The sequence below is a fragment of the Panacibacter ginsenosidivorans genome, assembly GCF_007971225.1.
In the GTDB taxonomy this organism is placed as follows: domain Bacteria; phylum Bacteroidota; class Bacteroidia; order Chitinophagales; family Chitinophagaceae; genus Panacibacter; species Panacibacter ginsenosidivorans.
Genome location: NZ_CP042435.1, coordinates 5,007,339 through 5,031,077, shown reverse-complemented (window position 1 = coordinate 5,031,077; position 23,739 = coordinate 5,007,339). Strand labels below are relative to the sequence as shown.

The window sequence follows — 23,739 nt, the reverse complement described above, 5'->3', positions numbered from 1 at the left end:
TTCAGTTCAATATTGAACAGAAAGTACAAGAGTGCGACGCAACAGAAGTTTTATTTATAGTGATTAGCCGGGATCATTACTGTTCTGCCACTCCGATAAATTCCTGTATGCATTCTCACTCATGATAATGCCATTATCCACAATAACACCGATGGCTAATGCAATCCCCGTCAATGACATAATGTTGGAGGATAAACCAAAGGCATTAAGCAAAATAAAGCTGATGGCAATGGTTATGGGTATTTGAATAATGATGCTTAATGCGCTTCGCCAATGCAGCAGAAAAACAATTACGATAATACATACAATGCTTATTTCTTCTATCAATTTGTCTTTGATGTTGGCGATGGCTGCTTCGATGAGTTCACTGCGATCATAATCTATTTTGAAACCAACTCCTTCCGGTAATCCTTTTTGTATGTCGCCCATTTTTTTCTTTACATCACTGATTACTTTATCCGCATTCTCCCCATATCGCATCACCACAATACCACCGACAACCTCACCTTCACCATTTGCATCAAAAATGCCAAGACGCAGATCAGGACCCATTTGCACTGTACCAATATCTTTTACACGAACAGGTATGCCATTGTTATTGCCGAGTGCGATGTTTTCTATATCCCCAACATTCTTTATGTAACCCAATCCGCGAATGATATATGCCATGTTGCTCATTTCAAATTTTCTTCCGCCCACATCATTGTTATTCGCTTTTACTTTGTTCATTATATCCATCATAGAAAGATTATAGAACTGCAGCTTTACGGGATCAATAACTAACTGGTATTGTCTTTCAAATCCTCCGAATGATGCAACTTCTGCAACACCGGGAACTGTTTGTAACGCAAACTTTACATACCAATCCTGTAGTGCCCGTTGTTCACCCAAATCAATTTTTGGAGCATCGAGATGATACCAGAAAATATGTCCCACACCTGTACCATCAGGACCGAGTGTTGGCGTTACACCTTGCGGTAGTAAACGTTGCGCATAACTTAATCTTTCAAGCACTCTTGTTCGTGCCCAATAAATATCTACGTCATCATCAAATACAACATACACAAAGCTCATCCCGAACATAGAAGTGCCGCGGATGTTTTTTACTTTAGGCACGCCCTGCAGATTACTCACTAAAGGATATGTTACCTGGTCTTCGATGATCTGAGGGCTTTGCCCCATCCACTCTGTAAAAACAATCACCTGGTTTTCGCTCAGGTCAGGAATCGCATCAACAGGATTGCGCTGAATGTTATAGATACCCCAACCCAACAAGCCCATCGCAACAATTACCACGATAAGCCTATTACGCAGGGAGAGTTCGATTAATCGGTTAACCATGTTTTGTGATTTACAATTGGTAAGAGGTAATGAGCAATCTCAAAGTTTCAATAAACCCGGATTGCTCATTGCCATTGATGCTATTTCATCATGCTGTCTTTGCTCATCTTCATCATACTGTCGGTCATTGGCACCATGTCCATTCCGCATTTTGGACATTTACCGGCAGTATCGCTAATAATTTCAGGATGCATTTTGCAGGTGTACTTTACAGATGCAATCATTGATTTTGAAGTGTCAGTTACGGTTGTGGATGTTGCAGCGGTATCTTTTGTTGTTGCCGAAGAACTGCCACTGCTGCAGGCTGCAAAAACTGTTGCAGTTAAAAGCATAGATGCTGCGATTGCTTGCTTCATGTGTGTTGTGTTTTTGAATAAATAAAATAGTTGTTACATCGGAGTTTTATTATCAGTTATTTTTTTCTCCACCAGATCCATTCCACATTTTGAACATTTACCCGGCTTGTCGCTTATCACTTCAGGATGCATCGTGCAGGTGTAAGTCTTTTTTGCCTCCACTTTTATTTTCTTTGCTATCAATCCCATACCGCAATCAGGACATCTGCCGGGTTTGTTTGCTTTTACTTCAGGATGCATACCACAGGTATAGATTACAATGCTGTCTGATTCTTTTTTTGCTGTCGTATCTTTTTGTTGCGCATAAGAAGAAACTGATGCTGTTAAAATGATTAATAAGACGATTACATGTTTCATGCTTTTTTTGATTTTGTATGGTTAATTGTTAATGGGAGCAACATTTAGTGTGGTTAATTTTTTTATTAGCTAAACAGCATTGCTACTAGGAAACTCTTGTTGAGTCACACTCTTGTGATGTTGATTCGCGTTTCAGCATACTGCAAAAAGCCTTACTAAATGTTGCTCCTTGTAATAACTATTAGCTTTTACGATAATGGCAGCATTCGGGTAAGTTCATATAAGCAGTGTCATCTGCCTTATATTTTTCAGTGTCGTTACCGAGCGATGCAATTGTTTTCTGTGCATTATCCGGCGCATCTTTTTTAAAAACACTGTATTTAATTGTGAGTGTTTGTGTATTTAAATCCCACACTGCTGATTTTATTCCATCAATTTTATAAGCGGAATTTTCAATGCGGCGTTTATCCATATCGCATGTGCCAAGCACTTTAATGTTTTGTGTTTTAATACCAATTGTTCTTTGAGATTTGTCACTCTGCGCATGCGCAGCAGAAGTTGTTGCAAGCAATACTATTGCTGCTAACAATAGTTTAAACGTTTTCATTTTATAAATTTTTAGAAGTAAAAAATTACATAAGCATCGAACCAACGAAACGCTTATGTTAATTTTAATGAGAAGAAATAATAACTAAAAGAATACAGTTCACCGATCCTGATGAAGATCGAAAGAAGTAAGGTTCAGGGTATTAAATTCTATAGGTGCAGTTGAAAATATAAATCGGATTGCCTGCTAATAAAGGAGGGGCATTAACATTATTTGCAGATACAGCCTGCAATATAACAGGTGCAGTAAACTCAAATAGAGGAAACGTTGTTTGAATAACAGTAAAATATTTTTCGGGAGATGTGATGTGATCGGAAGAAATGTGTGCATCCTTTATCTTAAAATATTGATGGGTGGTTTTACAACAGTCTGATGCATCATTGTTTTCTTTTTGCTTACTCCCGAGAAACGATAAGCTCTCAGAAGATAACTTGCCACAACAATAAAACTGGTTTACAGCCATGCCAGCAATTGAAAGCATGTAAACTACAATTATGAATATGAGAGCAAGTTTTTTCATTTACGATACAATATTACGAAATAAACTATTTGAATATTGTCATATATACGACGATGTAACTTTTTTATTTACATAAAAGCCTGTTTAAATTTAGTTCTACGAATTTTGGATTAAGCGTGTTCATTTAAACTTATCATTAAATCACCCATCTCATTCTTTTGACCAATTGTATCAGGAAAAGAGAAAGGAATGATGCAGCTATCACAATTATCCAGTCCCTCCAGCCATAGATTGTAACATCCAGCACATTCCTTACCGGGATGATCCAATACGAAATCATAGAGAGAATAATACAACCCACCACAGCAAACCATACATATTTGTTGCGGAATACCTCTGTTTTGTGAAAAGCCACTCCTTTTTCAAATGACATGTTGAATACATGAAGGATTTGTGAAAAAATGAGTGAGTAAAAAAGTATGTTATTGCATAATTCCTTGTTCCATCCTTCCATATCATGCAGCAATTCATGACTTACAAAAACGGCCCCAATATTTGTAACGGCTATAATGGAAGAGTAAACAAAAATAGCGGACCATCGTTTTTTATTAATAATGGAAGTTTCAGATGAGTAGGGTTTTCGCTGCATAATATGCGGCGCCGCTTCTGTTACCCCCAAAGCTAGTGCAGGCAATACATCCGTAACGAGATTGATAAATAAAATTTGTAGTGGGAAAAGCTGGAAATGCAGGTTAAGAACGGATGCAGTTGCAACGATCAATAGTTCGCTCAGGTTACAACTCAGTAAAAAGATTACAAACTTTCGGATGTTATCAAAAATCATTCGCCCCTGCTTAATGGCTAACACAATAGATGAAAAAGCATCGTCCTTCAATACCATATCTGCAACTTCCTGCGCTACCTGGGTACCCCTTTGTCCCATTGCAATACCTATATCTGCTTTTTTCAGGGCTGGCGCATCATTCACACCATCTCCCGTCATTCCTACTATCATTTTCTTTTCCTGGAATAAAGTAATCAGGCTGAGTTTGTGTTCTGGTGATACACGAGCAAAAACTGGTGTATGTAGCCACTTTTCTTTATCTGCATCAGTGAGCTGATCATAGGGCTTCATTGCGTTGCCATGCATTACTTCATCCTCTTCTTTGGCCAACCCTAACTGGATGGCAATATTTTTGGCAGTAGCAGGATGGTCTCCGGTTATCATCACTACTTTAATGCCTGCTGATTTACATTCTTCAATGGCAGCCGGCACCTCTGGTCTTGGAGGATCTATAAAGCCTATCAAACCTGCCAGGGTTAAATGATGAAGAAAATCCTTTTCTTTTTCTTTAGTGAGCCTGAAGGCGAAAGCAAGTATCCTCAACCCTGATTGCGCCTGCTTTTCTGCATTAATCAACCATTGCTTCCTTTTATCATCAGTAAGCGCCACTATTTCGTTCCCTTCCATTACCGATGAGCAGAAGGTCAGTAACTCCTCCACTGCGCCTTTGGCTGCGATATAATAATCCTGGTTGTTTTTATGCAGTGTAGCCATGATTTTAGTATCGGAGGAAAAGGGTATTTCGTCAACTTTAGGAAATTGCTTTTGATGGTCTTCGGGCTTTATAGCTGAAGAAAAAACCATTTTCAGCAAACCGACTTCAAGCGGGTCGCCGGATTCCTTTTCCGACTGCCCATCGTAATGATAAGCCGCAGTATTACAAAGTGCAGCGATGCGATGGAGCTCTATATGTGCAGGAGTGTCAATAAGTGTATTATTATCAATGAACCGGATGGAGGCCTTGGAAACATCTACATTAATTCTTGAAGCGGCATTGTAAACCTGCATGTATGCCGCTTCAATTTTATTTTGGGTAAGCGTTCCGGTTTTATCCGTAACTATCACATTGGTTCCACCTAAGGTTTCAACTGCTGATAATTTTTTTACAATCACGTTATACTTTGCCATACGCAGCATCCCAAAGGCAAGCGCTAATGTAGCTACAATGGGTAAGCCTTCCGGAATAGCTGCCACAGCAAGTGCAATGGATGTTTCCAGCATTTGCACTATTTTTTGCCCGTTTAAAATGCCGGCTATAAAAATGATGATAAGAAGACCAACAGTTATCCAGATTAATTTTTTGCTGAATTGTTGAATTTTTTTCTCCAGTGGTGTAGCGGCCTGGCTTGCTTGCTGCACCAAACGTGCTACAGCACCAAGCTCTGTTGTCATGCCTGTATGCACTACAATCGCTCGGCCATTTCCTTTGGTTACAAAAGTTCCCTTATACAGCATATTGTGTCGTTCTGCCAATGAAACATCCTGCTGTAATGCCTTTGTGTTTTTTTCGACCGGCAAGGATTCGCCGGTAAGCGCAGATTCATCAGTTTGGAATTGTGATGCCTGTATTACCCGTGCATCCGCTGTTATCATATCACCGCCTTCAACAAATAATATATCGCCGGGCACAACCTCTTCAGATGGGATTTCTATGATTTTACTATCTCTCACTACACGGGCCGGTACAGAGGTAAGTTTTTTCAACGCTTCCATGGAGCGCTCTGCCTGGAATTCCATAAAAAAACCAATGATGGCATTTATAACAATCACTGCAATGATGGCAAAACCATCGAGCCATTCTTCGAAGAAAAACGAAAGCCCGGCGGCAACAGTCAGCAGCAATACAAAAGGGCTGATAAATTGGTTAATTAGTATCCTGAAGGGACTGACTCTTTTACTGGATTCAATTTTATTATATCCAACAAAGGAAAGCCTTCTTGCTGCTTCCGTTGAAGATAAGCCACTTTCTGAATCGGCATGTAGTTGTGATAATATTGATTTATCATCAATTGCCCATGGTGTTTTTATATTATCTATATCCGGGAGGTTCATACTTTACTATTTTAATTTTTTTACCAATTGCTTGCAATGCTTGCACCGGTTAGCCATGCTATCATAAATGTTTGCATTAGTCCAAGTACCGTCTCTGTAATTGAAATATCCATACGCAGAATAGTGATGACATCAATGCCATGTAACAGGCTGTTGAAAAATTCTTTCGTTAACTCCGGTCCGGTCAGCTTCATTACCATAGCACAACCAAGATAGAGCAAAGCAGCAGTGATGCCTGTAGCCAAACCAAACGATTTAATATGAATGCGGTTCATGATTTGTTTTTTTAGATTCATCAGAATGATGCTGATGCATTGGCATGAAAAGATGACATGCAAACATGGCTGCCACGAAAATGAATACCGACCAATTACCCCTGATTCCTAATAATGGTGCTATAAAAATCAGCAACAGGGGAAGGGCGCACCCCACCAGCATCATCAGTGTATGTTTCCATTTCATATAATTCTGTTTAGGCTTTATAACTTATTAAGCGTATAACTATTTATTCTGCTCGTAAAAAAATTAGCAGGGTCATTGATCTTTTTTCCTTTTCGTGAAATCCAAAAAAGATAAATCACCATAATGATAAAAAAGATGAAAGCCCCTATATACACGATGTCCAGCCCAAAAAAATAATCCTTGCCCATAGTAAAACATTTAAATCATTAAATTTTCATCTAGGCACTGAACTAAGCAAAAGTTATCCGCAGAGTTATGAACGCTTATAATAAAACTTAACAAAAAACTATCATAACCATACTTAATTGATAAAGACCCATCTTTTGTATTCTCATTTTTCATCACCAGGATATTTCATTTTAAGAGATTCTAATTTGCCTACTATCGTTTTTGCCACTAGGTAATTCCTGTACCATTTATCATCCGCAGGTATAACCTGCCATGGAATAGCCGGACTACAGCGGCTGATAATATTTTCATAGGTGCGGATATAATCATTCCATTTTTTGGATTCGGTTTTATCTGACGCTTTGTATTTCCACTTTTTCAATGGGTCTTTCAATCTTTTTTCCAGTCTTTTTTTCTGCTCATCCCTGCTGATGAGCAGGTAAAATTTCAGAATAATAGTTCCACTGTCTTCTAACTGCTGCTCAAAAGAATTAATATAATCATACCGGCGTTCAATAAGTTTATCATCGAGCATGCGATGAACTGTTGGAACAAGAATATCCTCATAGTGTGAACGGTTAAAAATCCGTATCATTCCTTTTTCCGGCAATTGTTGATAAATGCGCCATAGAAAATCATGCACCCTTTCTTTATCGCAAGGTTCGCTGAATGCGCTAGCATGAACTCCCAACGGGTTAACACAGGAAAACACATGCCGGATGGTACCATCTTTGCCAGATGTATCCATGCCCTGGAAAATGATCAGCATACTTTTTGAAGCATTTGCATAAAATAAATGTTGCAGCGAAAACATTTTTTTGTGCAACGAGAAAAGTTCCTTTTTCAATGCTTCCTTGTCTGCATCTTTCGGAGCTTTGCTATCTATCTTATTTAATTCAATACGGTTCATAAATCAGCTTTTCATAAATGTTATACTTTGCACTGCATGATTTTATGCATTGTAAGACATAGCTGCGCAGTGTTGAACATTGATCTACAGTACAAGTGTGCGACGCAACGGAAGAATAATAGCAGTATTACAGCCTGGCGCATAAAAAAAATTGTACGACTTGTTCCGTTACCGGTATTTTATGTAGCCTGAAGTATATTACATTTTCATTCCTTCCATGCCCGGCATGCCAGCTCCCTTTTTTAATACCAGAGCACTATTCAATAAGTAAGCTCCATTTGTAACAATCAGTTCACCTTCCTTCAATCCGCTGATTACTTCTACTTCTTTTTTATTTTGAATGCCTAATTCTATCATCCGGTTCTCATACATGCCGTCGCCGGTTTTTATCCATGCTGTGATCATATTGCCCACTAATATTGAAGACTTGGGTATGACAATTGTTTTCTTTTCATTCCGTTTTATATTGACATAGGCCATCATTCCCGGCTTCAACTGATGACTCCGGTTGGTAATAAGGAAGCGAACCAAGCTGATTTTTTGGTCAGCCTCAACGGAAGGGTTATCAAATACAGGGACGGCAGAAAAAATTTCATTTGGATAAGCATCGAATTCAACAGCAATGACCGGCTTTTCATAAAGCCATCTTAGTTCACTGGTGTACATCTGCGCTTCTATCCAGAGTTGCGATAAATCTGCCATGCGAAATAAAGGAGTGCCGATTTCAACATACTGACCTTCACCAACAGTCAGTTCAACCAGTGTACCTGATACCGGACTGTAAAAAGTAACAAGCGGAGATGCTTCACCGGTTTTTTCCAATTGTCCTATCTGCCCTGCTGTAAGTCCCCATAGCAATAATTTTTTTCTTGCCCCTTCCACCAATTGGTCTATTACCTGTTTCATATTACTGAACTGCGCCTGTTGCTGCAGAGCATTTAATAACTCATTTTCATACGACAACAGTTCTTCACTGTAAATGGCATACAAGGGCTGTCCTGTGCTTACCATTTCCTGCGGGTTGCGCACAAATAATTTATCAAGCCTTCCCCGGATACGGGAAGTAACCACGGTAATTTTTCTTTCATCAAAGCTGGTAGTGCCCAGCAGCGTAGTGTATTCTGCCATTGTTTTTACTTTCACTGTATCAATGGTGATATTAGCGTATTGTTCATCCCGCTTAGTAATGGTAACCATATCTATATCATTCTTTACAGGCTGATCGGCATTATGTCCGGAGTGCTGCTGCTTTGTATCACTGCTTTTTTTACCGGTACATGAGGCAACTATCAAAAGCGTAGTTATGAGCGCAATAAAACAGATTTCATTCTTCATAATTACCGGTTTAATATTTAATAATTGATTCGCTGTCCGCCAGGTAACCAGCATCCTTGGCAATTGCTTCATTGGCATTAAGACCTTCGAGTATTTCAACCATATTACTATCCCTGTGCCCGATACGCACTACACGTGATTGAAAAACATTACTGCCTTCTTTCGTAACTCCTGTGCGGACCCATACAATAGCAATTTTTCCGAGATAATAAACGCTGCCCACAGGGATCATTAATGACTTCACAGGTATGGATACAGTAGCCGTGATTAAGGAGTTTTGTTTTAATATTCCTGCAGTATTTGGAAGGTAAACTCTTGCCTGGCTGAACTTCTGTTCGTCCTGGTAAACCTGTTCCATCAATTGTATGGAAGTTTGAAATGGTTTTTCAGGAAAAAGTTCGCTGGTAACAGTTACCGGCAATCCTTTGCGAATGTATTTTTCATTTTCTTTAGTAAAGGCTACAATGCCCCATACTTCTTGAAAGTCATTTATCCAGAACAGCGTCTGATCTTTACTTACATACATTCCTTCACGAATGCTGTTGTCTGGTAAACCAGATGGTGCAATGGAAGGAGATGCATCGGTACCTGCATTCATACCGCTGCCCATACCTGCAGAAGCATTGCCTTCTTTATTCATGCCTGCTGCGCCGGATGGATTGAATAATACATATCCTTCAAACGGGCTATAGATAGAAATCGTGAAAGGAGCCAGACCAGTCTGTTCAACTTGTTTTATCTGTGTTGCAGAAAGTCCCAACAACAATAATTTTTGTCTTGCCTTATTTTGAAGTATCGAGTCATTTGTGCTGTTTACATACAGAAACTCTTCGATATAGGTATTGATTTCCGGGCTGTATAGTTCAAGGATTTTTTCTCCTTTGCGAACATACTGGTAATTGTATTTTACATATAACCGTTCAATACGGCCACCAATACGCACCGGTACTTTACGGTTGCGCCGCCAATCAAAAGTGATATACCCGTTGCCGCTGAATGCAAAATCCATATTACCTTCTACCGGCGCAATTACTTTTTGAGCAGAGATAACAGTTCGGTTAGTGGGCAAAGAATTCCAGTATGTTTCTCCGGCGGTTGTATCTCTCATATCATTAGCATCATTCATCTTCATTCCTTCCATTTCATTATGTGCGGTATGATTGCCGCTGTCACTGCCCATATTGTTCATGTCCATGTTTGCGTTGTCCTTTTCATTCATCTCCTTCATATTGCTGTCCTTAGCAATTTCTGTTTGCTGATTATGACCGCTGTGTTCTTCTTCTTTATTATTGCAAGCAATAAACAGCAGCATGGTTGTCATGACCAACAGATATACGCTGTAATTGAAAATTTTCATTCTAATATGTTGATTGCTTCCTTCCATGGTTATTTAATTTCCCGTTGATACTCGTATTCTGACTGTAAAGTAAATACCTGTCCCAGTTTATCAATGCGTTCCAGTTGTTTCATGAGCAGCATATTCCATGCATCCAGCAATACAAAAAAGTTTCCCGTGTTTTGCCTGTAGGTCAGCATGTTGCTTTCCAGGTTTTTTTGATAGGAAGGCAATACGTTTTTATCATAGTTATCCAGTTGCCGGGTTTCATAAACAAGCATGGTTATTTTTTCGCGTATCATTTGCGTGGCCATTAGTTGCATGGTTGATTTTTCCTTTTGCATAGCCTGAATTTCAAAGCCCATTGATTTTACTTCCGACTTATACATTTTAGAAGACCATGGCACGATGGGTATTGTCATCATACCCATGATGGAAAATTGGTTGGGCATACCAAACATTTGGCCATGCGAAAATTGAACACCAAAATCAGGTTTTGAGCCGGTAGCAGTCCATCGTTGATTAAACTTCATGGAACGGATACGGCTTTCAACAGCAAGAATATCGTTTCGCAATAGCTGTGAGCTGTCTAATGCAATCAAGTATTCACTGCTGTAATCTTTCGGAGTTAATAAGCTGTCAATAAAGAAAGGGGTATTTACATCACGGCTCATCAATGTATTCAGACCGATATTGCTTTCGGCTATTTGTGAAAACAACATCGTCTCCATATTACCCAGTTCACTTAATGATGCTTCGGCTTTAAAGATGGTTGGAAGATCGGCCTGGTTAAAAGCGTATTTATCTTTTGCCGTTTTGATAAGCATATTAAGCAGGTCCCGGTATTCTTTGATTACTTTTAGTTTTTGCTCAGCAGTATAGCGGCGATAGTAGTAAAGCCTTGCTGTAAAATGCAGAATATTTTTCTGCCACTCCACATCATTATACTGCACATTTTCCAACGATGCGAAGTAATCCTTTTTTGCATTTAACTTAGCCGAATTGGGAATCATTTGCTGCACAGAAAACATAAGGCCCGCCTGGTTATCCGGTGTCATTTCCTTTATAAGAGATAAGCGGTAAGGAAACCTGTCAAAAGCAAAGGCCACCGTTGGTGGCATCCAGGCCTTGGCGCCTTCTACCAAAGAACGGACAGAAGCTATTTTTGATTCATATAATTGCAACAGCGGATAGCTTTTGTCAATTTCAGCAAATAAATCCTGCATACCAAGCCTTGCAGTATCCTGCGCGGTAACTTTTATAGAAGTTATTACCTGTAGCAATAAAACGTATATCAATATTTTTTTCATCAGTATATTTTTTTACAACTTAGCGGCTGTTTAAAATTTCAATTTCAGAATGTCGACATTGGTTTTACTGCGTTTTTGTTATTTTATGTTGGTTTCAGTGAACGCCGCGAATTTTTATTATACAAGCTGCGATATTTCATGGCATCTTCGTTGCGTCGCAATCACTTTATCTGCATATCAATGGTCATCTTCAGCTTCTTCAGTAACCTTCGCAACTATACTTCGCACAGGATTGATTTTTTGCATTGCTGAACCAGACCATACAGTGCCGAATAGCGAACAAAATGTATAAGAGTGCGACGCAACGGAAGCATCATAATAGCAATGCAGCAGGGCTCACAAAAAACATTGCACAACTTGTTCCGATTAACGGAATTTTTACACTGTGTGAAGTATAATTTTAAACAGCTTCTCATTCTTCAATATTTAATATCTCCAGTTTCCCATGTTTTTTCAGTTCTCGTTCTTTCAGCAGGTTATAAATCACCGGCAATACAATGAGTACAAATAAAGTGGCCGTGATGAGGCCAAAAACAAACGGGATGGCAATCGGTTTCATTACATCGCTACCCGTACCGGTTGAAGCCATAACCGGTATCAGACCAATGATGTTGGCTAATACGGTCATCAGTAATGGACGAACCCTTTGTGTTGCACCAAATAAAATCGTCTCTTTCAGATTTTCGTTATTGATATTTTCGGGGCCGTTCCCTTTTGCTTCCACCAGTTTTTTGATGGAATCATTCAGATAGGCAATCATCAGCACACCTGTTTCCACCGCAACGCCAAACAGCGCTATAAAGCCAACAGCCACAGCTACAGAGAAATTAACGTGGTAATAGTAAAGAGAATAGACCCCGCCCATGAGGGCAACAGGCACACTGATGAATACTACTATTACCATTTTAAACGAATGGAAAGTGATGTATAAAATGAAGGCGATAACCAACATTACAATTGGAATAATAATCTTTAACCGTTGCTGTGCTCTCACCTGGTTTTCGTACTGACCGCTCCAGTCAATGTAATACCCCTGTGGTAATTGTTTGAATGTTTCTTCAATTTTTTTCTTGGCATCATTTACCACACCACCCATATCCCTTCCACGTACATTGAAAAGCACCGTGCCACGAAGCATTGCATTTTCTGAATTAATCATGGGAGGGCCTTCTGTTACTTCTACATCTGCAACAGAGGAAAGCGGGATAACACCATATTTCATGGTTTGTATAGGGATGCGTTTAATTTCATCAATGTCATTGCGGTATTCCTGTGCCAGCCGGAGATTAACATTAAACCTTTCCCTTCCTTCTACTGTGGTTGTCAGGATCATTCCACCCAAAGCACTTTCAATTACCATATTTACATCATCTATATTTAATCCATACCGTGCAGCATCAGGTCTCCTGATTTTTATGTCGAGATATTTACCGCCGGTAAGTTGTTCTACATACAAATCAACCAATCCCGGAATTCCGGTAAGTGCAGCTTCTACTTTACGACCGATATTATAAATGCTGTCAAGATTTTTACCATAAATTTTCACACCTACATCGGTACGGATACCTGTCGAAAGCATATTGATGCGATTGATGATCGGTTGTGTCCAGCCAACAACTACTCCCGGTATCTGCACTTTTTCATTCATCTCTTTGATGAGCTTTTCCTTGGTCATTCCTTCGCGCCATTGTTTTTTCGGCTTCAACACTATAATGGTTTCAATCATACTGATGGGCGCATTATCTGTAGCAGTGTAGGCTCTGCCCGCTTTGCCCAATACATTTTCTACTTCAGGGAAACTTTTTATTATTTTATCCTGCAATTGCAGTATGCGTTTGGCTTCGGAGTTGGATACATCCGGTAAAGTAACAGGCATCATTAGCAGGGAACCTTCATCCAACGGAGGCATAAATTCAGTACCAAGGTTAATTACCAGCGGTACACTAGCTGCAATTAATGCGAAACACATTATCAAAACTGTTTTACGCCATTTTAAACACCATCTTGCCACAGGTTTATAAATAGTAATAAAAAAGTTAGACACCGGGTTCCTGCTTTCCGGGACCAGTTTGCATTTCATAAAGGTCCTGGTTAGCATAGGAGCGACTGTTATTGCAAGTATAGCTGCCCCTATTAATGAAAATGTTTTGGTGAGTACCAGCGGAGAGAAAAGCTTTTTTTCCTGGCCTGTCAGGAAAAGAATAGGTGCAAATGAAATAATCATAATGATAACAGAAAAGAAAACGGACCGCCCAACTGTACGGGAAGATTCTTCAATAATAGCAACCCTTTCTTCTTCAGGAATTTCCCTGGTATGCCCGATACGTTCTTTAACTTTTATTTCTTTTTCCTTTGCCATGCCGGATAATTTTTATTTATTCTGAAGAATACGATTGGTTAAAGACCTGTAAGCATTTTCAGCCATTACTATTCCGGGATCCACCACATCACCTATGGCCAATGCTATACCTCCCAATGAGAGGATATTTGCTGTAATACCAAAAAGTTTCATAAGTATAAATCCAATGAGTACAGAAAGAAGTATACAGATAATAGCAACCAAACCACTGCGAATACTGAACAGGAAAAGAATGACTATGATGCAAACTATCAGCACCTCCTGCCACAATGCTTCTTTCAATGTATCAATAGCGGCCAATATCAGATCACTGCGGTCGTAAGCAGCTTTGAATTTTACACCGGGAGGCAACCCTTTTTCAATATCCTTCATTCTTGCTTTAGCTCTTTCAATCACATCTTTGGCATTTTCTCCAAAACGCATCACTACTATACCACCCACTACTTCACCTTCACCATTTTCTTCTACAATGCCCAGTCTTAAATCGGAACTCATTTGCACTTCGGCTATATCACTCAGTTTTATTGGAATAGATTTATAGGTACCGACTGGTATCTCTTTAATGTCATCCAGGCTGGTGATGTAACCTAAACCACGAATGAGGTATCCTGTAGCATTCATTTCATACAAACTGCCGCCTACATCCCTGTTATTGGCTGCCACAGCACGGGTTACATCCATAAGGGGAACACCATAGTAAACCAGTTTGTACGGGTCAATAGTAACCTGGTAACGTTTCTGAAAGCCACCGAACGAGGCTACTTCGCTTACGCCTTCCACGTTTTGCAGCGCAAACTTTACATACCAATCCTGAAGGGCTCTCAGTTCACCAAGGTTATAATCCTTTGCATCCAGTGTGTACCAGAAAACATGCCCCAGTCCTGTTCCATCCGGACCCAGGCTGGGAGTAACACCCTGTGGTAAAAATTTTTGAGCATAGTTCAACCGTTCCAGTACCCTTGTTCTTGCCCAGTACACATCCACATCATCATTAAACACAACAAAAATGAAACTCATACCAAACATGGATGAAGCGCGGATAGATTTGATCTTAGGAATACCCTGCAGGTTAGATACCAACGGATAAGTAATCTGGTCTTCCATAATCTTTGGATTGCGACCCATGTATTCTGTAAATATGATAACCTGGTTTTCACTTAGGTCAGGTAAGGCATCAACGGGTGTTTCTTAAGACAACATACTTTTCATCCAGGTTTTATTAAAAAATCAATCTTCCATTAATTATGATATTGACCTGTTGAGGTTTAGTATTAAAGATCAAAAAAGAGCCAACCGAACGGCATCACAGGAAAGAGATTTACAACCAGTATATATAGCAGGAAATAAAGCAATTGTTGCAGCTGATACACAAAACGTAATTGTGTTTGCTGTCCCAAAATTCACCATACCTGAACATCAATATCTATCATTTGAAGTGAATGAATTGAATGGTGGCCGGAATTTATCTGTTAAGATCAACAACAGGACAATTACCAGAGCAAAGCAGTTGCCTTCATTTGAATAATATCTGATTATGAATAACGAGCATGTTATATCGGATAAATTGATGCGTGAAATTACTGAAGCGCTTAACAATAGTGAAAACTGGATGGCCTACAATACAGGTTCATATTACCTAGAAACAGGAAATGCGTGCTTCTTTAAAGACAAAGATCAGGCTCATGAGTTTGCAGAGAATAATATCAGTGATGTTGATTCTTTTAAAATTATTCATTTTGATTCTGTATCAGATTTATTATCACAAATACCCTATGGAAATGCTTTGGAAATAAAGATCAATGATCCTGATGCAAATGGATTGTACAATAAGGATGGCAATGATTTTACAGATGCTTTGATTGATCATTTCGAGCAAACACAAATTATCAACAATAAAAACACATTAATCATGAACGACAAAAATTTTGAGTATTTGAAAGACAATATCAAATACCTCGGCTTCGGTGAAAAATTATATGCTGAGCTTGAAAATAATATGAAGCAGGGCAAACCAGAGTTTCAATTAAAAATTGAAACTGAGTTTAATACTGACAAGATTGGTGCTGAGTTGCATTTTAAAAAATCAGATACCAATGATATGTATTTCTTTAATCGTTATGATGCAATATTGGAAAAGGCCAATAAAGAACAACTATCGCAAACTATTTATCTGAATAAAGGTCAGGGTATCACCATGAAAGAAACCTATAATCTTTTAAATGGCAGAGCTGTCAACACCGATCTTACTAACAAGGCTGGAGAAAAATATAATGCCTGGATTCAATTAGATCTGGAAAAGAAGAATGAACAGGGCAATTATGAGACAAAGCAGTTTCATCAAAATTATGGCTATGATATGCTAGCCTCGCTTCAGAAATATCCTGTTAAAGAATTGACGGATGAAAAGGAGAAAGAGCGGTTGATTTCATCATTGCAAAGAGGTAATCTGCAGGTTGTTACATTCCAGCTTAATGGCAGTGATCAAAAAATGTTTATTGAAGCAAACCCACAGTTTAAAACAATCAATATTTACGACAAAGACATGAAACTTATGCAGCATGACTCTTTAAAAAAAGATCAACCCGTGCAGCAAATTAATAGCCCTGAGAAACAAGTTGAAAAAGACGTTAGGCAAAAAGATAAAGACCAAAGTCAGAAAGAAGAAGTAAATAATTCAAAAAAAAACTTTAAGGGGAACAAGAAAAAGGAGGATAGTTTAATACCCAAGAAAAGGGTATCACATAAGAAGGGGCTGAACGTATAAAGTCACTTAATAGTAGCTGTTAAGTATGAATGTATAAATTGTTTAGTATGAATATTCAAAATATTGACTCATTGACAGGCACACTTTGCTCACTTGGATTTGCAAGAGATTTTGGTAATAAACTGCTTAGACATATTTGTTTTAGGAAACCTGAATTTACCATAAGAGAAAGATTGATTATTGGATCTGATGTTGTAAATTTTAATTTAGTCTTCCAGTGTAAATCTGAGAAGCATGAATATGCATGTATATATTATGATGCCACACTTCGTAAAGAAATAAATGTCACTGGTTCTGTAATTAATGGCATAAACACGAAAGAGTTAGAAAAGCAAATGCAGGAAGTTGATTGGAGTATTGATTACGAAAATCAAATTGATAAAAAATTTAACAGCCAGGAAAAAGACTCATGGTTGAGAGAAGAAAAGATTGATAAAGTGGTAATGCAATTACATTCCCTATCATCGGTTGAAGAAGGAGAAGATATTGCAGATTGTCTTCGGTTTAAATTCTGGAGTGACACTCCTGCACAAGAAATGGTTCGTAACACAAATACACTAAAAAGCAGGTACGAAATTAGTCAGCGATTTTATTTTTTTGATAATGGCTCCTGCATATCTGCTGAAGAAGCTTGCCGGTTTTTGAATAATCGCTGGATGGAAAAAAATATGCAAAGCAAAAGAAGACAAGAAGAAAATAACAATACAGAAAATGCAGGGTCATCAGGGGATAAAATAGTAAATGAAAAAAAATTACCAAAGAAGAAACATGGTAAAGCAGTTAGGTCAAGGTCGTAATTATTTAAACTTTATGCAAGCAGCAACCTCCTTTATCATAGCTTTTTATAAAGCGATAGATGATGATACAAGAATCACTGCAAAACATATCAGTTTATATATGGCTTTATTTGTACAATGGAATTTAAATCAATGCAAAGACCCCATTTACATTAAAAGAGAAGTTGTAATGAAAGCGGCGAAAATAAGTGCAAGGCATACGTACAACAAACATATTAATGAGCTACATAAATTTGGTTATATAAAATACCTGCCGACTTCAAATCCACTTCATCACAGTATCGTTTATATTAAACAATTACAATAGTATTTATATGGAGACTTTGTTTATTCCGTCAGAAAATGATTTTAAACGATGGGTAAGAGAGGCACTAAAAGAGTATCTTGAAGAATCATTCTCTCCATCATCAAACTTAGTTGAAAAGGAAGAGCCGCTTCTTAACCGGGTAGAAATAGCGAAACTTTTGCGTGTTTCGCTTGTTACATTAACCGATTGGATGAAACGTGGGCTACCTTGTCATAAACAAAGAGGTCGTGTTTACTTTATGCGATCAGAAGTGTTAGAGTATATCAAAACAACCCGTCCCAATCAATTCAAGTTTAGTAAACGTTTCTCAGAGATTAAGTTATAAGTGGTTTACGAAAGAATACGCAACTAATGCTGAAAGAACTTGTTCATAAATCTGAACAAGTTTTTTAATTTATAAGCATTGGTAAATGTGAGAGCAATAACAGAAAAAGCTTAATTTTATAATCAATAGTTCTTTTACTTTTCCGATAAAATTTGCAAGAATTAATAAGGAAGCTAATTTTTCATTTGTTTGCAAATTGTTTGCAAATTTAAAAAGGCCACAAAATGCGACCTTTCTAATTAATTGATAATCAATGTGCCCAGAACAGGAATCGAACCTGCACTACCTTGCGATAACCAGATTTTGAGTCTAGCGCGTCTACCAATTCCGCCATCTGGGCTTTTTGAATTGGGCTGCAAATATAAGTGCATCATTGCAATCCTGCCAAATACGACTGAGATATTTTTTGCCGCAGAAAAACCAATCATTTACAGCAATTCTTTTTAGGCAATAATACCTTCTTTATTATACTCCACAATTTGCTTAACAGGTTCATTTATTTATAATTTCATTCAAGGGAAATTGCTTTCAAACCATAAGATTTATGAGCCAGGCTTTTGAATGCAAATTCATCGTTCCTTGCGTCGCACGCTTGTATTACAGTATAGATATCAGCAACCAGCAATCAGGTTTCCAGCAAAAAAAGCTTTACTGCATACTGTACCTGATAGCTGATGTTTTTCCGAACGTACAAGTGAGTGACACAACCGGCGATGCTATACTAACAAAAGTTCGTCTCACAAAAATATGCCTTACTTTCGCGCAAAATTACTGTTCATGTTTGCTATTGGGCTTATTAAAGAAGGAAAAACTCCAAATGATAACCGTGTGGCGCTTACACCATCGCAGTGTAAATGGCTGCAGCAGCATATTCCGGCTTGCACTATTAAAGTGCAGCATTCTGATACACGCTGCTTTACAGATAATGAATACAAACAGGCAGGTATTGAACTTACAGACGATCTTTCTGCATGTGATATTTTACTCGGTATAAAAGAAGTACCGATTGATATGCTGATTGAAAGCAAGACTTATCTTTTCTTTTCGCATACCAAAAAGAAACAGCCTTACAATAAAAAACTGATGCATGCATTGGTTGATAAAAATATAACCCTGATAGATTATGAATGCCTGGAGCATGAAGATGGTCAGCGTATTATTGGTTTTGGTTTTTTTGCAGGTGTTGTTGGTGCACACAATGGTGTAATGGCTTATGGAAACAGAACCGGTGCATTTGAATTAGGAAGAGTTTACAAACACAAAGATTACCGTGAATTGATCCATACTTATTTTGGATTGCGTTTGCCTAATATAAAAATTGCTGTTACAGGAAGTGGCCGTGTGGCGCACGGAATACTTGAGATCATGAATTTAATGGGTGTGACAGAAGTGGAGCCTGATGAATACCTGGAACGTAAATTCAGTTATCCTGTTTATGTTCAATTAAAAGGCCATGATCTTTATACGCACAAAGAATTGAAAACTTATAAGCGAGAACATTTTCATGAAAATCCACAGCAATATCGCAGCAGGTTTTTGCCATTTACACGTTGCACAGATATTCTTATGAATGGTATTTACTGGGATGTAAATTATCCGCGCCTGTTTGAGAAAGAAGATATTGATGAAAGCTTTACCATACAAACTATTGCTGATATTACAGATGATATGAATGGTTCCATTCCTGTTAACCTCGGCGATCAAACCATTGAAGAACCCGTGTATGGTATAAATAAAAAAACATTTCAAAAAACTGAACCTTATATTCATGACAGCATTGATGTAATGGCGGTAGGTAATTTACCAAACGAGTTACCAAGAGATGCAAGCCGTTATTTTGGTGAACAATTATTAAAATATGTTTTACCGGATCTTCTGGGCAAAGGCAGTGATATTATTACCCGTGCCACCATCCTTAATAAAGGAAAGCTTACAGAAGCATTTATGTACATGGAAGATTATGCCAGGCATTAAAGCTTAAAAAGTTATAACCGGTACAAATAAACAGGCAGACTACTTTATATTTACAGTTTCGGTTGAAGAATAATTATTACCGTAACCAAAATCTGTAACTAATGAAAAATTATTTAACCACTGCATTGCTGTTATTATTATTAGCTTCCTGTAAAAAGGAATTCACTACAACATCTGCAGATTCTGCCAATGCAGTTGATGCTTCAAATGAAACTGCAGCTCTTACAACAGTAAAAGCAACTTACTGGGATAGTGTCTTTACACGGTATGGTGGCGGCTGGACAGGAGGTGATGTTGCCGTTTCTTACAAACTTCCCGATAACCGAGTAATGTGGCTTTGGGGAGATTCATTCCTTGACACAGTTTATCCTGATCGTCATCGTCCAATTATTGGCTTTATTCATAACCAGGTAACCACTATGAATTTGCAGGGTGGAGATTTCACTACTTACTATGGTGGCAACAGACAAAACCCCTTGCCCTATTTTAATACAGGAGGCAGCAGGTATTACTGGCCGAATCTTGCATGTATGAACCAGCAGAAAACACAGGTGTATGTTTTTATGGATAAAATAAAAGCAACAGGCGATGGTGGTGCATTTGGTTTTAAAACAGTTGGCGTTGATGTTGCCATTCTTAACTATCCTGATCTTTCCATCAAAGAAATAAGACCATTCAGCACAGGCTCCGTCATTAATTGGGTAGGTGCTTCTTATGAAGGAGATGATGGCTACATTTATATTTATGGTGTAGAGAGTACGAAATATAATAAGTATGCAAGAGTTTGCCGTACTCCGAAAAACAATCCATTAAGCACAGTTACTTACTATAATGGCACTACATGGGCAAGTGCCCCCGAACAAAACGGGAGATTGCTCGGCGGCCTTTCAGAAAATTTTTCTTTCTTCTCTTACCAGGGAAAATATTATTTGCTTTCGCAGGAGAATCTGCTTGGCCCAAAGATCTATTTGTACGATGCTGCATCACCAACAGGCCCTTTTACCAATAAACGTTTGGTTTATACTACTCCAACACAGGTCGATAACTGGACAGTTATTACCTATAATGCCACAGCACATCCTGAATTTATAACTGCAGATGGCAAATTACTGGTTGGCTATTGCACCAATGAAATTGAAAAAGGTACCGGCATCTGGAAAGACGCAGATACTTACAGGCCTTATTTTGTCTGGTTAAGTAACTGGCAATAATTTTTTGTAGCAGGCTTAAGTTTTCATAGCATCGTTCCTTGCGTCGCACACTTGTACAGTTCAATCATTATGCGGCTTTTATGAATCAGTAAGACATGAATTGCGCAATTCATGTCTTATTTTTTTCGTTTCAAACATTTTACAGATTTCCTGTAAAGATTTCATCAACAACTTTAGGAATAATTCAGTTGTATGGCACACACTAACCAAATAATTTATAACCCCGAGAACAAACAGCAAATAGAATTTTTGCAAACTGCAAAAGATACAAATGGAGCAATGCTGGAAATGATTTCCACCTATGGGCCATTCTCAACTCGTCCCCCATCTCACTATCATCCGTATCAGTCAGAAGATTTTTTGGTAATGGAAGGAGAATTAACAGTACAACTGGGAAGAGGAATTAAAACATTGAAGAAAGGTGATGCCATTCATATTTCTCAAAACGAACCACACGCTATGTGGAACAACGGTAGTGAAAAAGCAGTTATCAACTGGAAAGTGCAACCTGCATTAGATACAGAATACATGTTTGAAAATGCCTGCAACATTGCAATTAAAAACATACATAATAAAAGAAAAACAACTATCATTCAAAAAATAATGCTTGCGAGGAAATATAAAAATATGTTCAGACTGGCAAAGCCATCTTATTCATTACAGCAAATTATTTTCTGGTTAATTACACCTTTAACTCTAAAAGCTGATTTTGATCGTATTACATACTCAGATTAATCATAAATAGAGATAATAATCTTTTAGTAATTCAGTAAAAGCACTGCTGTATTGTTGATCTTCTTCCCGAATGATTATTTCACTTTCTTTTGTTTCAACCTTTGTTGAGCCAAACAATAACATACTTCTGAAATAATTGTGTTTTGGAGTTTGTTTTACCAAAATTTTTTCCTGCAAAAAATATTTTAATCCTGCAAGCTTTTCAAAGTATGCTGTGCGGTGATAGGGTAATAATACTGCAAATGACCCATTGTCTTTTAAGTATGTATCTATAGCACTCAACAATTCATCAAGACTTAATTCTGAGCTGTGTAATGCAATATTCCTTCTTATGTTATCGCCTCTCAAATCATTTTCAAAGAATGGTGGGTTACTAATAATAAGTTCGTATGGTTGATTTTTTGTTTCTGCGAATTCCTGTATAGAATTATTATAGACACTTAATCTTTCTTTCCATGGAGATGTTTTAAAGTTTTGCCTGGCTTGCATTGCAGCAGATTCATCAATCTCAACAGCATCAATTATAGCATCTGTTTGCTGTGCAAGCATTAATGATAATAATCCTGTACCTGTACCAATGTCAAGTATATTTTGGACTGCAGATTTTGAATTTCGGATTTTCTTTGCGACCCATGCGCCAAACAGGCAGGCATCTGTGCAAACCTTCAAAGCACAGTGTTCCTGCTGAACAGTAAATTGTTTGAATTGAAAATAATTGTTGGGCATTGAAAAGACGAAGTTAGCAGTCACACGGCTTAAAGTCATCAGACCGCGGTGCAATTTAATTGAGTAAAGATCAGAATGTACAAGTGTGCGACGCAACGAATGTTTAATTCTTTCTATTCAGCCTGGTTCCTAAAAATTTCTCAAATAAAAAAGCTGCTTCAATAACTGAATCAGCTTTTAATATTTAGAGAGACTTCTAACTTATTTATCTGCAACAAGGCTTGCAACAAGATATTCGCTGTTGAGTCTTGCAATGTTCTGCAATGAGATTTCTTTAGGACAAGTTGCTTCGCAGGCACCTGTGTTGGTGCATGCCCCAAAACCTTCCTTATCCATTTGCGCAACCATATTCAATACACGTGTTTTGCGTTCGGGTGCACCTTGCGGAAGCAATGCCAGGTGCGAAACTTTTGCAGAAAGGAACAACATAGCCGAACTATTCTTACACGCTGCAACGCAGGCACCACAACCTATACAAGCCGCCGCCGCAAATGAAGCATCAGCTTTATCTTTTTCTATGGGCAAGGCATTTGCGTCAACCGCATTACCGGTATTTACAGAAATATAACCGCCAGCCTGTACTATACGATCGAAAGAAGTTCTGTCAACAACAAGATCTTTTATAACAGGGAAAGCATTGGCACGCCATGGCTCAACAGTGATCGTGTCTCCGTTTTTAAATGCACGCATGTGCAACTGGCAAGTTGTGTTTGCCTGCCACGGACCATGAGGTTTACCATCGATATACATAGAACACATACCACAAATACCTTCACGGCAGTCGTGATCGAATGCAACCGGATCTTTGCCTTCGCTGATAAGCCTTTCATTCAGCACATCAAACATTTCAAGAAAAGACATTTCAGAAGAAATATCGCTTACCTGGTAAGTTTCAAAACGTCCGCTGTCTGTGCTGTTCTGTTGTCTCCACACTTTAAGTGTGAGGTTCATATTATAATGCTCCATACTAAGCCCCCTAACCCCCTAAAGGGAGAATTAAAGTTTTTATTATTTAAAGAACGATTCCTATTCCAATTGCCTTACTCCCCTTTAGGGGATGGGG

Annotated in this window: 22 protein-coding genes, 1 tRNA gene and 1 pseudogene; 8 read left to right on the top strand and 16 right to left on the bottom strand. The window is 38.3% G+C overall.

Annotation, left to right across the window (positions count from 1 at the left end; translation table 11 throughout):
* Nucleotides 1-63 precede the first annotated feature (63 nt).
* From FRZ67_RS21320 to FRZ67_RS23700, 13 genes and pseudogenes are all read right to left on the bottom strand, one after another.
* The gene (locus FRZ67_RS21320; RefSeq protein ID WP_147192591.1) at nucleotides 64-1,341 is read right to left on the bottom strand and encodes an efflux RND transporter permease subunit; all 1,278 of its coding nucleotides are present in this window, start codon (nucleotides 1,339-1,341) and stop codon (nucleotides 64-66) included.
* A gap of 80 nt (nucleotides 1,342-1,421) precedes the next feature.
* On the bottom strand, nucleotides 1,422-1,697 hold the full coding sequence (locus FRZ67_RS21315; RefSeq protein WP_147192590.1) for a heavy metal-binding domain-containing protein: 276 nt from the start codon (nucleotides 1,695-1,697) through the stop codon (nucleotides 1,422-1,424).
* A 33-nt stretch (nucleotides 1,698-1,730) separates the two neighbouring features.
* Complete coding sequence (locus FRZ67_RS21310) at nucleotides 1,731-2,054, bottom strand: heavy metal-binding domain-containing protein (RefSeq protein WP_147192589.1); 324 nt, start codon at nucleotides 2,052-2,054, stop codon at nucleotides 1,731-1,733.
* Nucleotides 2,055-2,235: 181 nt separating this feature from the next.
* Nucleotides 2,236-2,601, bottom strand: coding sequence for a heavy-metal-associated domain-containing protein (locus tag FRZ67_RS21305; RefSeq protein ID WP_147192588.1), 366 nt, complete (start codon nucleotides 2,599-2,601; stop codon nucleotides 2,236-2,238).
* A 142-nt stretch (nucleotides 2,602-2,743) separates the two neighbouring features.
* Nucleotides 2,744-3,121 (bottom strand): HYC_CC_PP family protein, encoded by a 378-nt coding sequence (locus FRZ67_RS23460; RefSeq protein ID WP_158638424.1) that lies wholly within the window; start codon nucleotides 3,119-3,121, stop codon nucleotides 2,744-2,746.
* A 136-nt stretch (nucleotides 3,122-3,257) separates the two neighbouring features.
* Complete coding sequence (locus tag FRZ67_RS21300; protein WP_147192587.1) at nucleotides 3,258-5,957, bottom strand: cation-translocating P-type ATPase; 2,700 nt, start codon at nucleotides 5,955-5,957, stop codon at nucleotides 3,258-3,260.
* A 20-nt stretch (nucleotides 5,958-5,977) separates the two neighbouring features.
* A complete protein-coding gene (locus FRZ67_RS21295; protein WP_147192586.1) occupies nucleotides 5,978-6,232 on the bottom strand; it encodes a DUF5676 family membrane protein in 255 nt (84 codons plus the stop codon).
* Nucleotides 6,213-6,419 carry a hypothetical protein gene (locus FRZ67_RS21290; protein WP_147192585.1) on the bottom strand — a complete coding sequence of 69 codons (207 nt, stop codon included), beginning with the start codon at nucleotides 6,417-6,419 and terminating at the stop codon, nucleotides 6,213-6,215. Before FRZ67_RS21290 ends, FRZ67_RS21295 begins: the two co-directional genes overlap by 20 nt.
* A 331-nt stretch (nucleotides 6,420-6,750) precedes the next feature.
* Nucleotides 6,751-7,497, bottom strand: a complete 747-nt coding sequence (locus tag FRZ67_RS21285) for a PPK2 family polyphosphate kinase (RefSeq protein WP_147192584.1) — start codon at nucleotides 7,495-7,497, stop codon at nucleotides 6,751-6,753.
* Nucleotides 7,498-7,695: 198 nt separating this feature from the next.
* Nucleotides 7,696-8,832, bottom strand: coding sequence for an efflux RND transporter periplasmic adaptor subunit (locus FRZ67_RS21280; RefSeq protein WP_158638423.1), 1,137 nt, complete (start codon nucleotides 8,830-8,832; stop codon nucleotides 7,696-7,698).
* Between the two features lie 10 nt (nucleotides 8,833-8,842).
* Entirely contained in the window at nucleotides 8,843-10,189 is a 1,347-nt protein-coding gene (locus FRZ67_RS21275; protein WP_158638422.1) for an efflux RND transporter periplasmic adaptor subunit, read from the bottom strand.
* Between the two features lie 29 nt (nucleotides 10,190-10,218).
* Nucleotides 10,219-11,478 carry a TolC family protein gene (locus tag FRZ67_RS21270; RefSeq protein WP_147192581.1) on the bottom strand — a complete coding sequence of 420 codons (1,260 nt, stop codon included), beginning with the start codon at nucleotides 11,476-11,478 and terminating at the stop codon, nucleotides 10,219-10,221.
* Nucleotides 11,479-11,890: 412 nt separating this feature from the next.
* A pseudogene (locus FRZ67_RS23700) lies at nucleotides 11,891-15,010 on the bottom strand (efflux RND transporter permease subunit); the annotation flags it as partial.
* Nucleotides 15,011-15,035: 25 nt separating this feature from the next.
* Between FRZ67_RS23700 and FRZ67_RS21255 the strand changes: the two are divergent.
* The 5 genes from FRZ67_RS21255 to FRZ67_RS21235 are packed head-to-tail and all read left to right on the top strand — an operon-like array spanning nucleotide 15,036 to nucleotide 18,030.
* Nucleotides 15,036-15,362, top strand: a complete 327-nt coding sequence (locus FRZ67_RS21255) for a DUF4138 domain-containing protein (RefSeq protein ID WP_147192578.1) — start codon at nucleotides 15,036-15,038, stop codon at nucleotides 15,360-15,362.
* Between the two features lie 9 nt (nucleotides 15,363-15,371).
* A complete protein-coding gene (locus tag FRZ67_RS21250; protein WP_147192577.1) occupies nucleotides 15,372-16,601 on the top strand; it encodes a hypothetical protein in 1,230 nt (409 codons plus the stop codon).
* 47 nt (nucleotides 16,602-16,648) lie between these two features.
* Nucleotides 16,649-17,398, top strand: a complete 750-nt coding sequence (locus FRZ67_RS21245) for a hypothetical protein (RefSeq protein ID WP_147192576.1) — start codon at nucleotides 16,649-16,651, stop codon at nucleotides 17,396-17,398.
* Nucleotides 17,370-17,705 carry a hypothetical protein gene (locus tag FRZ67_RS21240; RefSeq protein ID WP_225975429.1) on the top strand — a complete coding sequence of 112 codons (336 nt, stop codon included), beginning with the start codon at nucleotides 17,370-17,372 and terminating at the stop codon, nucleotides 17,703-17,705. Before FRZ67_RS21245 ends, FRZ67_RS21240 begins: the two co-directional genes overlap by 29 nt.
* Before the next feature lie 7 nt (nucleotides 17,706-17,712).
* Nucleotides 17,713-18,030: a helix-turn-helix domain-containing protein gene (locus FRZ67_RS21235; protein ID WP_147192575.1), complete on the top strand. Its 318-nt coding sequence runs from the start codon at nucleotides 17,713-17,715 to the stop codon at nucleotides 18,028-18,030.
* A 256-nt stretch (nucleotides 18,031-18,286) separates the two neighbouring features.
* On the opposite strand, the gene FRZ67_RS21230 is transcribed toward FRZ67_RS21235, so the two are convergent.
* Nucleotides 18,287-18,370: transfer RNA gene (locus FRZ67_RS21230), tRNA-Leu, on the bottom strand.
* A 437-nt stretch (nucleotides 18,371-18,807) separates the two neighbouring features.
* Here FRZ67_RS21230 and FRZ67_RS21225 point away from each other — a divergent pair.
* The 3 genes from FRZ67_RS21225 to FRZ67_RS21215 all read left to right on the top strand — a co-directional run bounded on the left by FRZ67_RS21225 (nucleotide 18,808) and on the right by FRZ67_RS21215 (nucleotide 21,950).
* Nucleotides 18,808-20,004 carry an NAD(P)-dependent oxidoreductase gene (locus FRZ67_RS21225; RefSeq protein ID WP_147192574.1) on the top strand — a complete coding sequence of 399 codons (1,197 nt, stop codon included), beginning with the start codon at nucleotides 18,808-18,810 and terminating at the stop codon, nucleotides 20,002-20,004.
* A 101-nt stretch (nucleotides 20,005-20,105) separates the two neighbouring features.
* A complete protein-coding gene (locus FRZ67_RS21220) occupies nucleotides 20,106-21,215 on the top strand; it encodes a DUF5005 domain-containing protein (RefSeq protein WP_147192573.1) in 1,110 nt (369 codons plus the stop codon).
* 192 nt (nucleotides 21,216-21,407) lie between these two features.
* Nucleotides 21,408-21,950 carry a cupin domain-containing protein gene (locus FRZ67_RS21215; RefSeq protein WP_147192572.1) on the top strand — a complete coding sequence of 181 codons (543 nt, stop codon included), beginning with the start codon at nucleotides 21,408-21,410 and terminating at the stop codon, nucleotides 21,948-21,950.
* Here FRZ67_RS21215 and FRZ67_RS21210 read toward each other — a convergent pair whose 3' ends face one another.
* On the bottom strand, nucleotides 21,951-22,676 hold the full coding sequence (locus FRZ67_RS21210; protein ID WP_147192571.1) for a tRNA1(Val) (adenine(37)-N6)-methyltransferase: 726 nt from the start codon (nucleotides 22,674-22,676) through the stop codon (nucleotides 21,951-21,953).
* Between the two features lie 201 nt (nucleotides 22,677-22,877).
* Nucleotides 22,878-23,627, bottom strand: coding sequence for a succinate dehydrogenase/fumarate reductase iron-sulfur subunit (locus FRZ67_RS21205; protein WP_225975428.1), 750 nt, complete (start codon nucleotides 23,625-23,627; stop codon nucleotides 22,878-22,880).
* Between the last annotated feature and the right edge of the window lie 112 nt (nucleotides 23,628-23,739).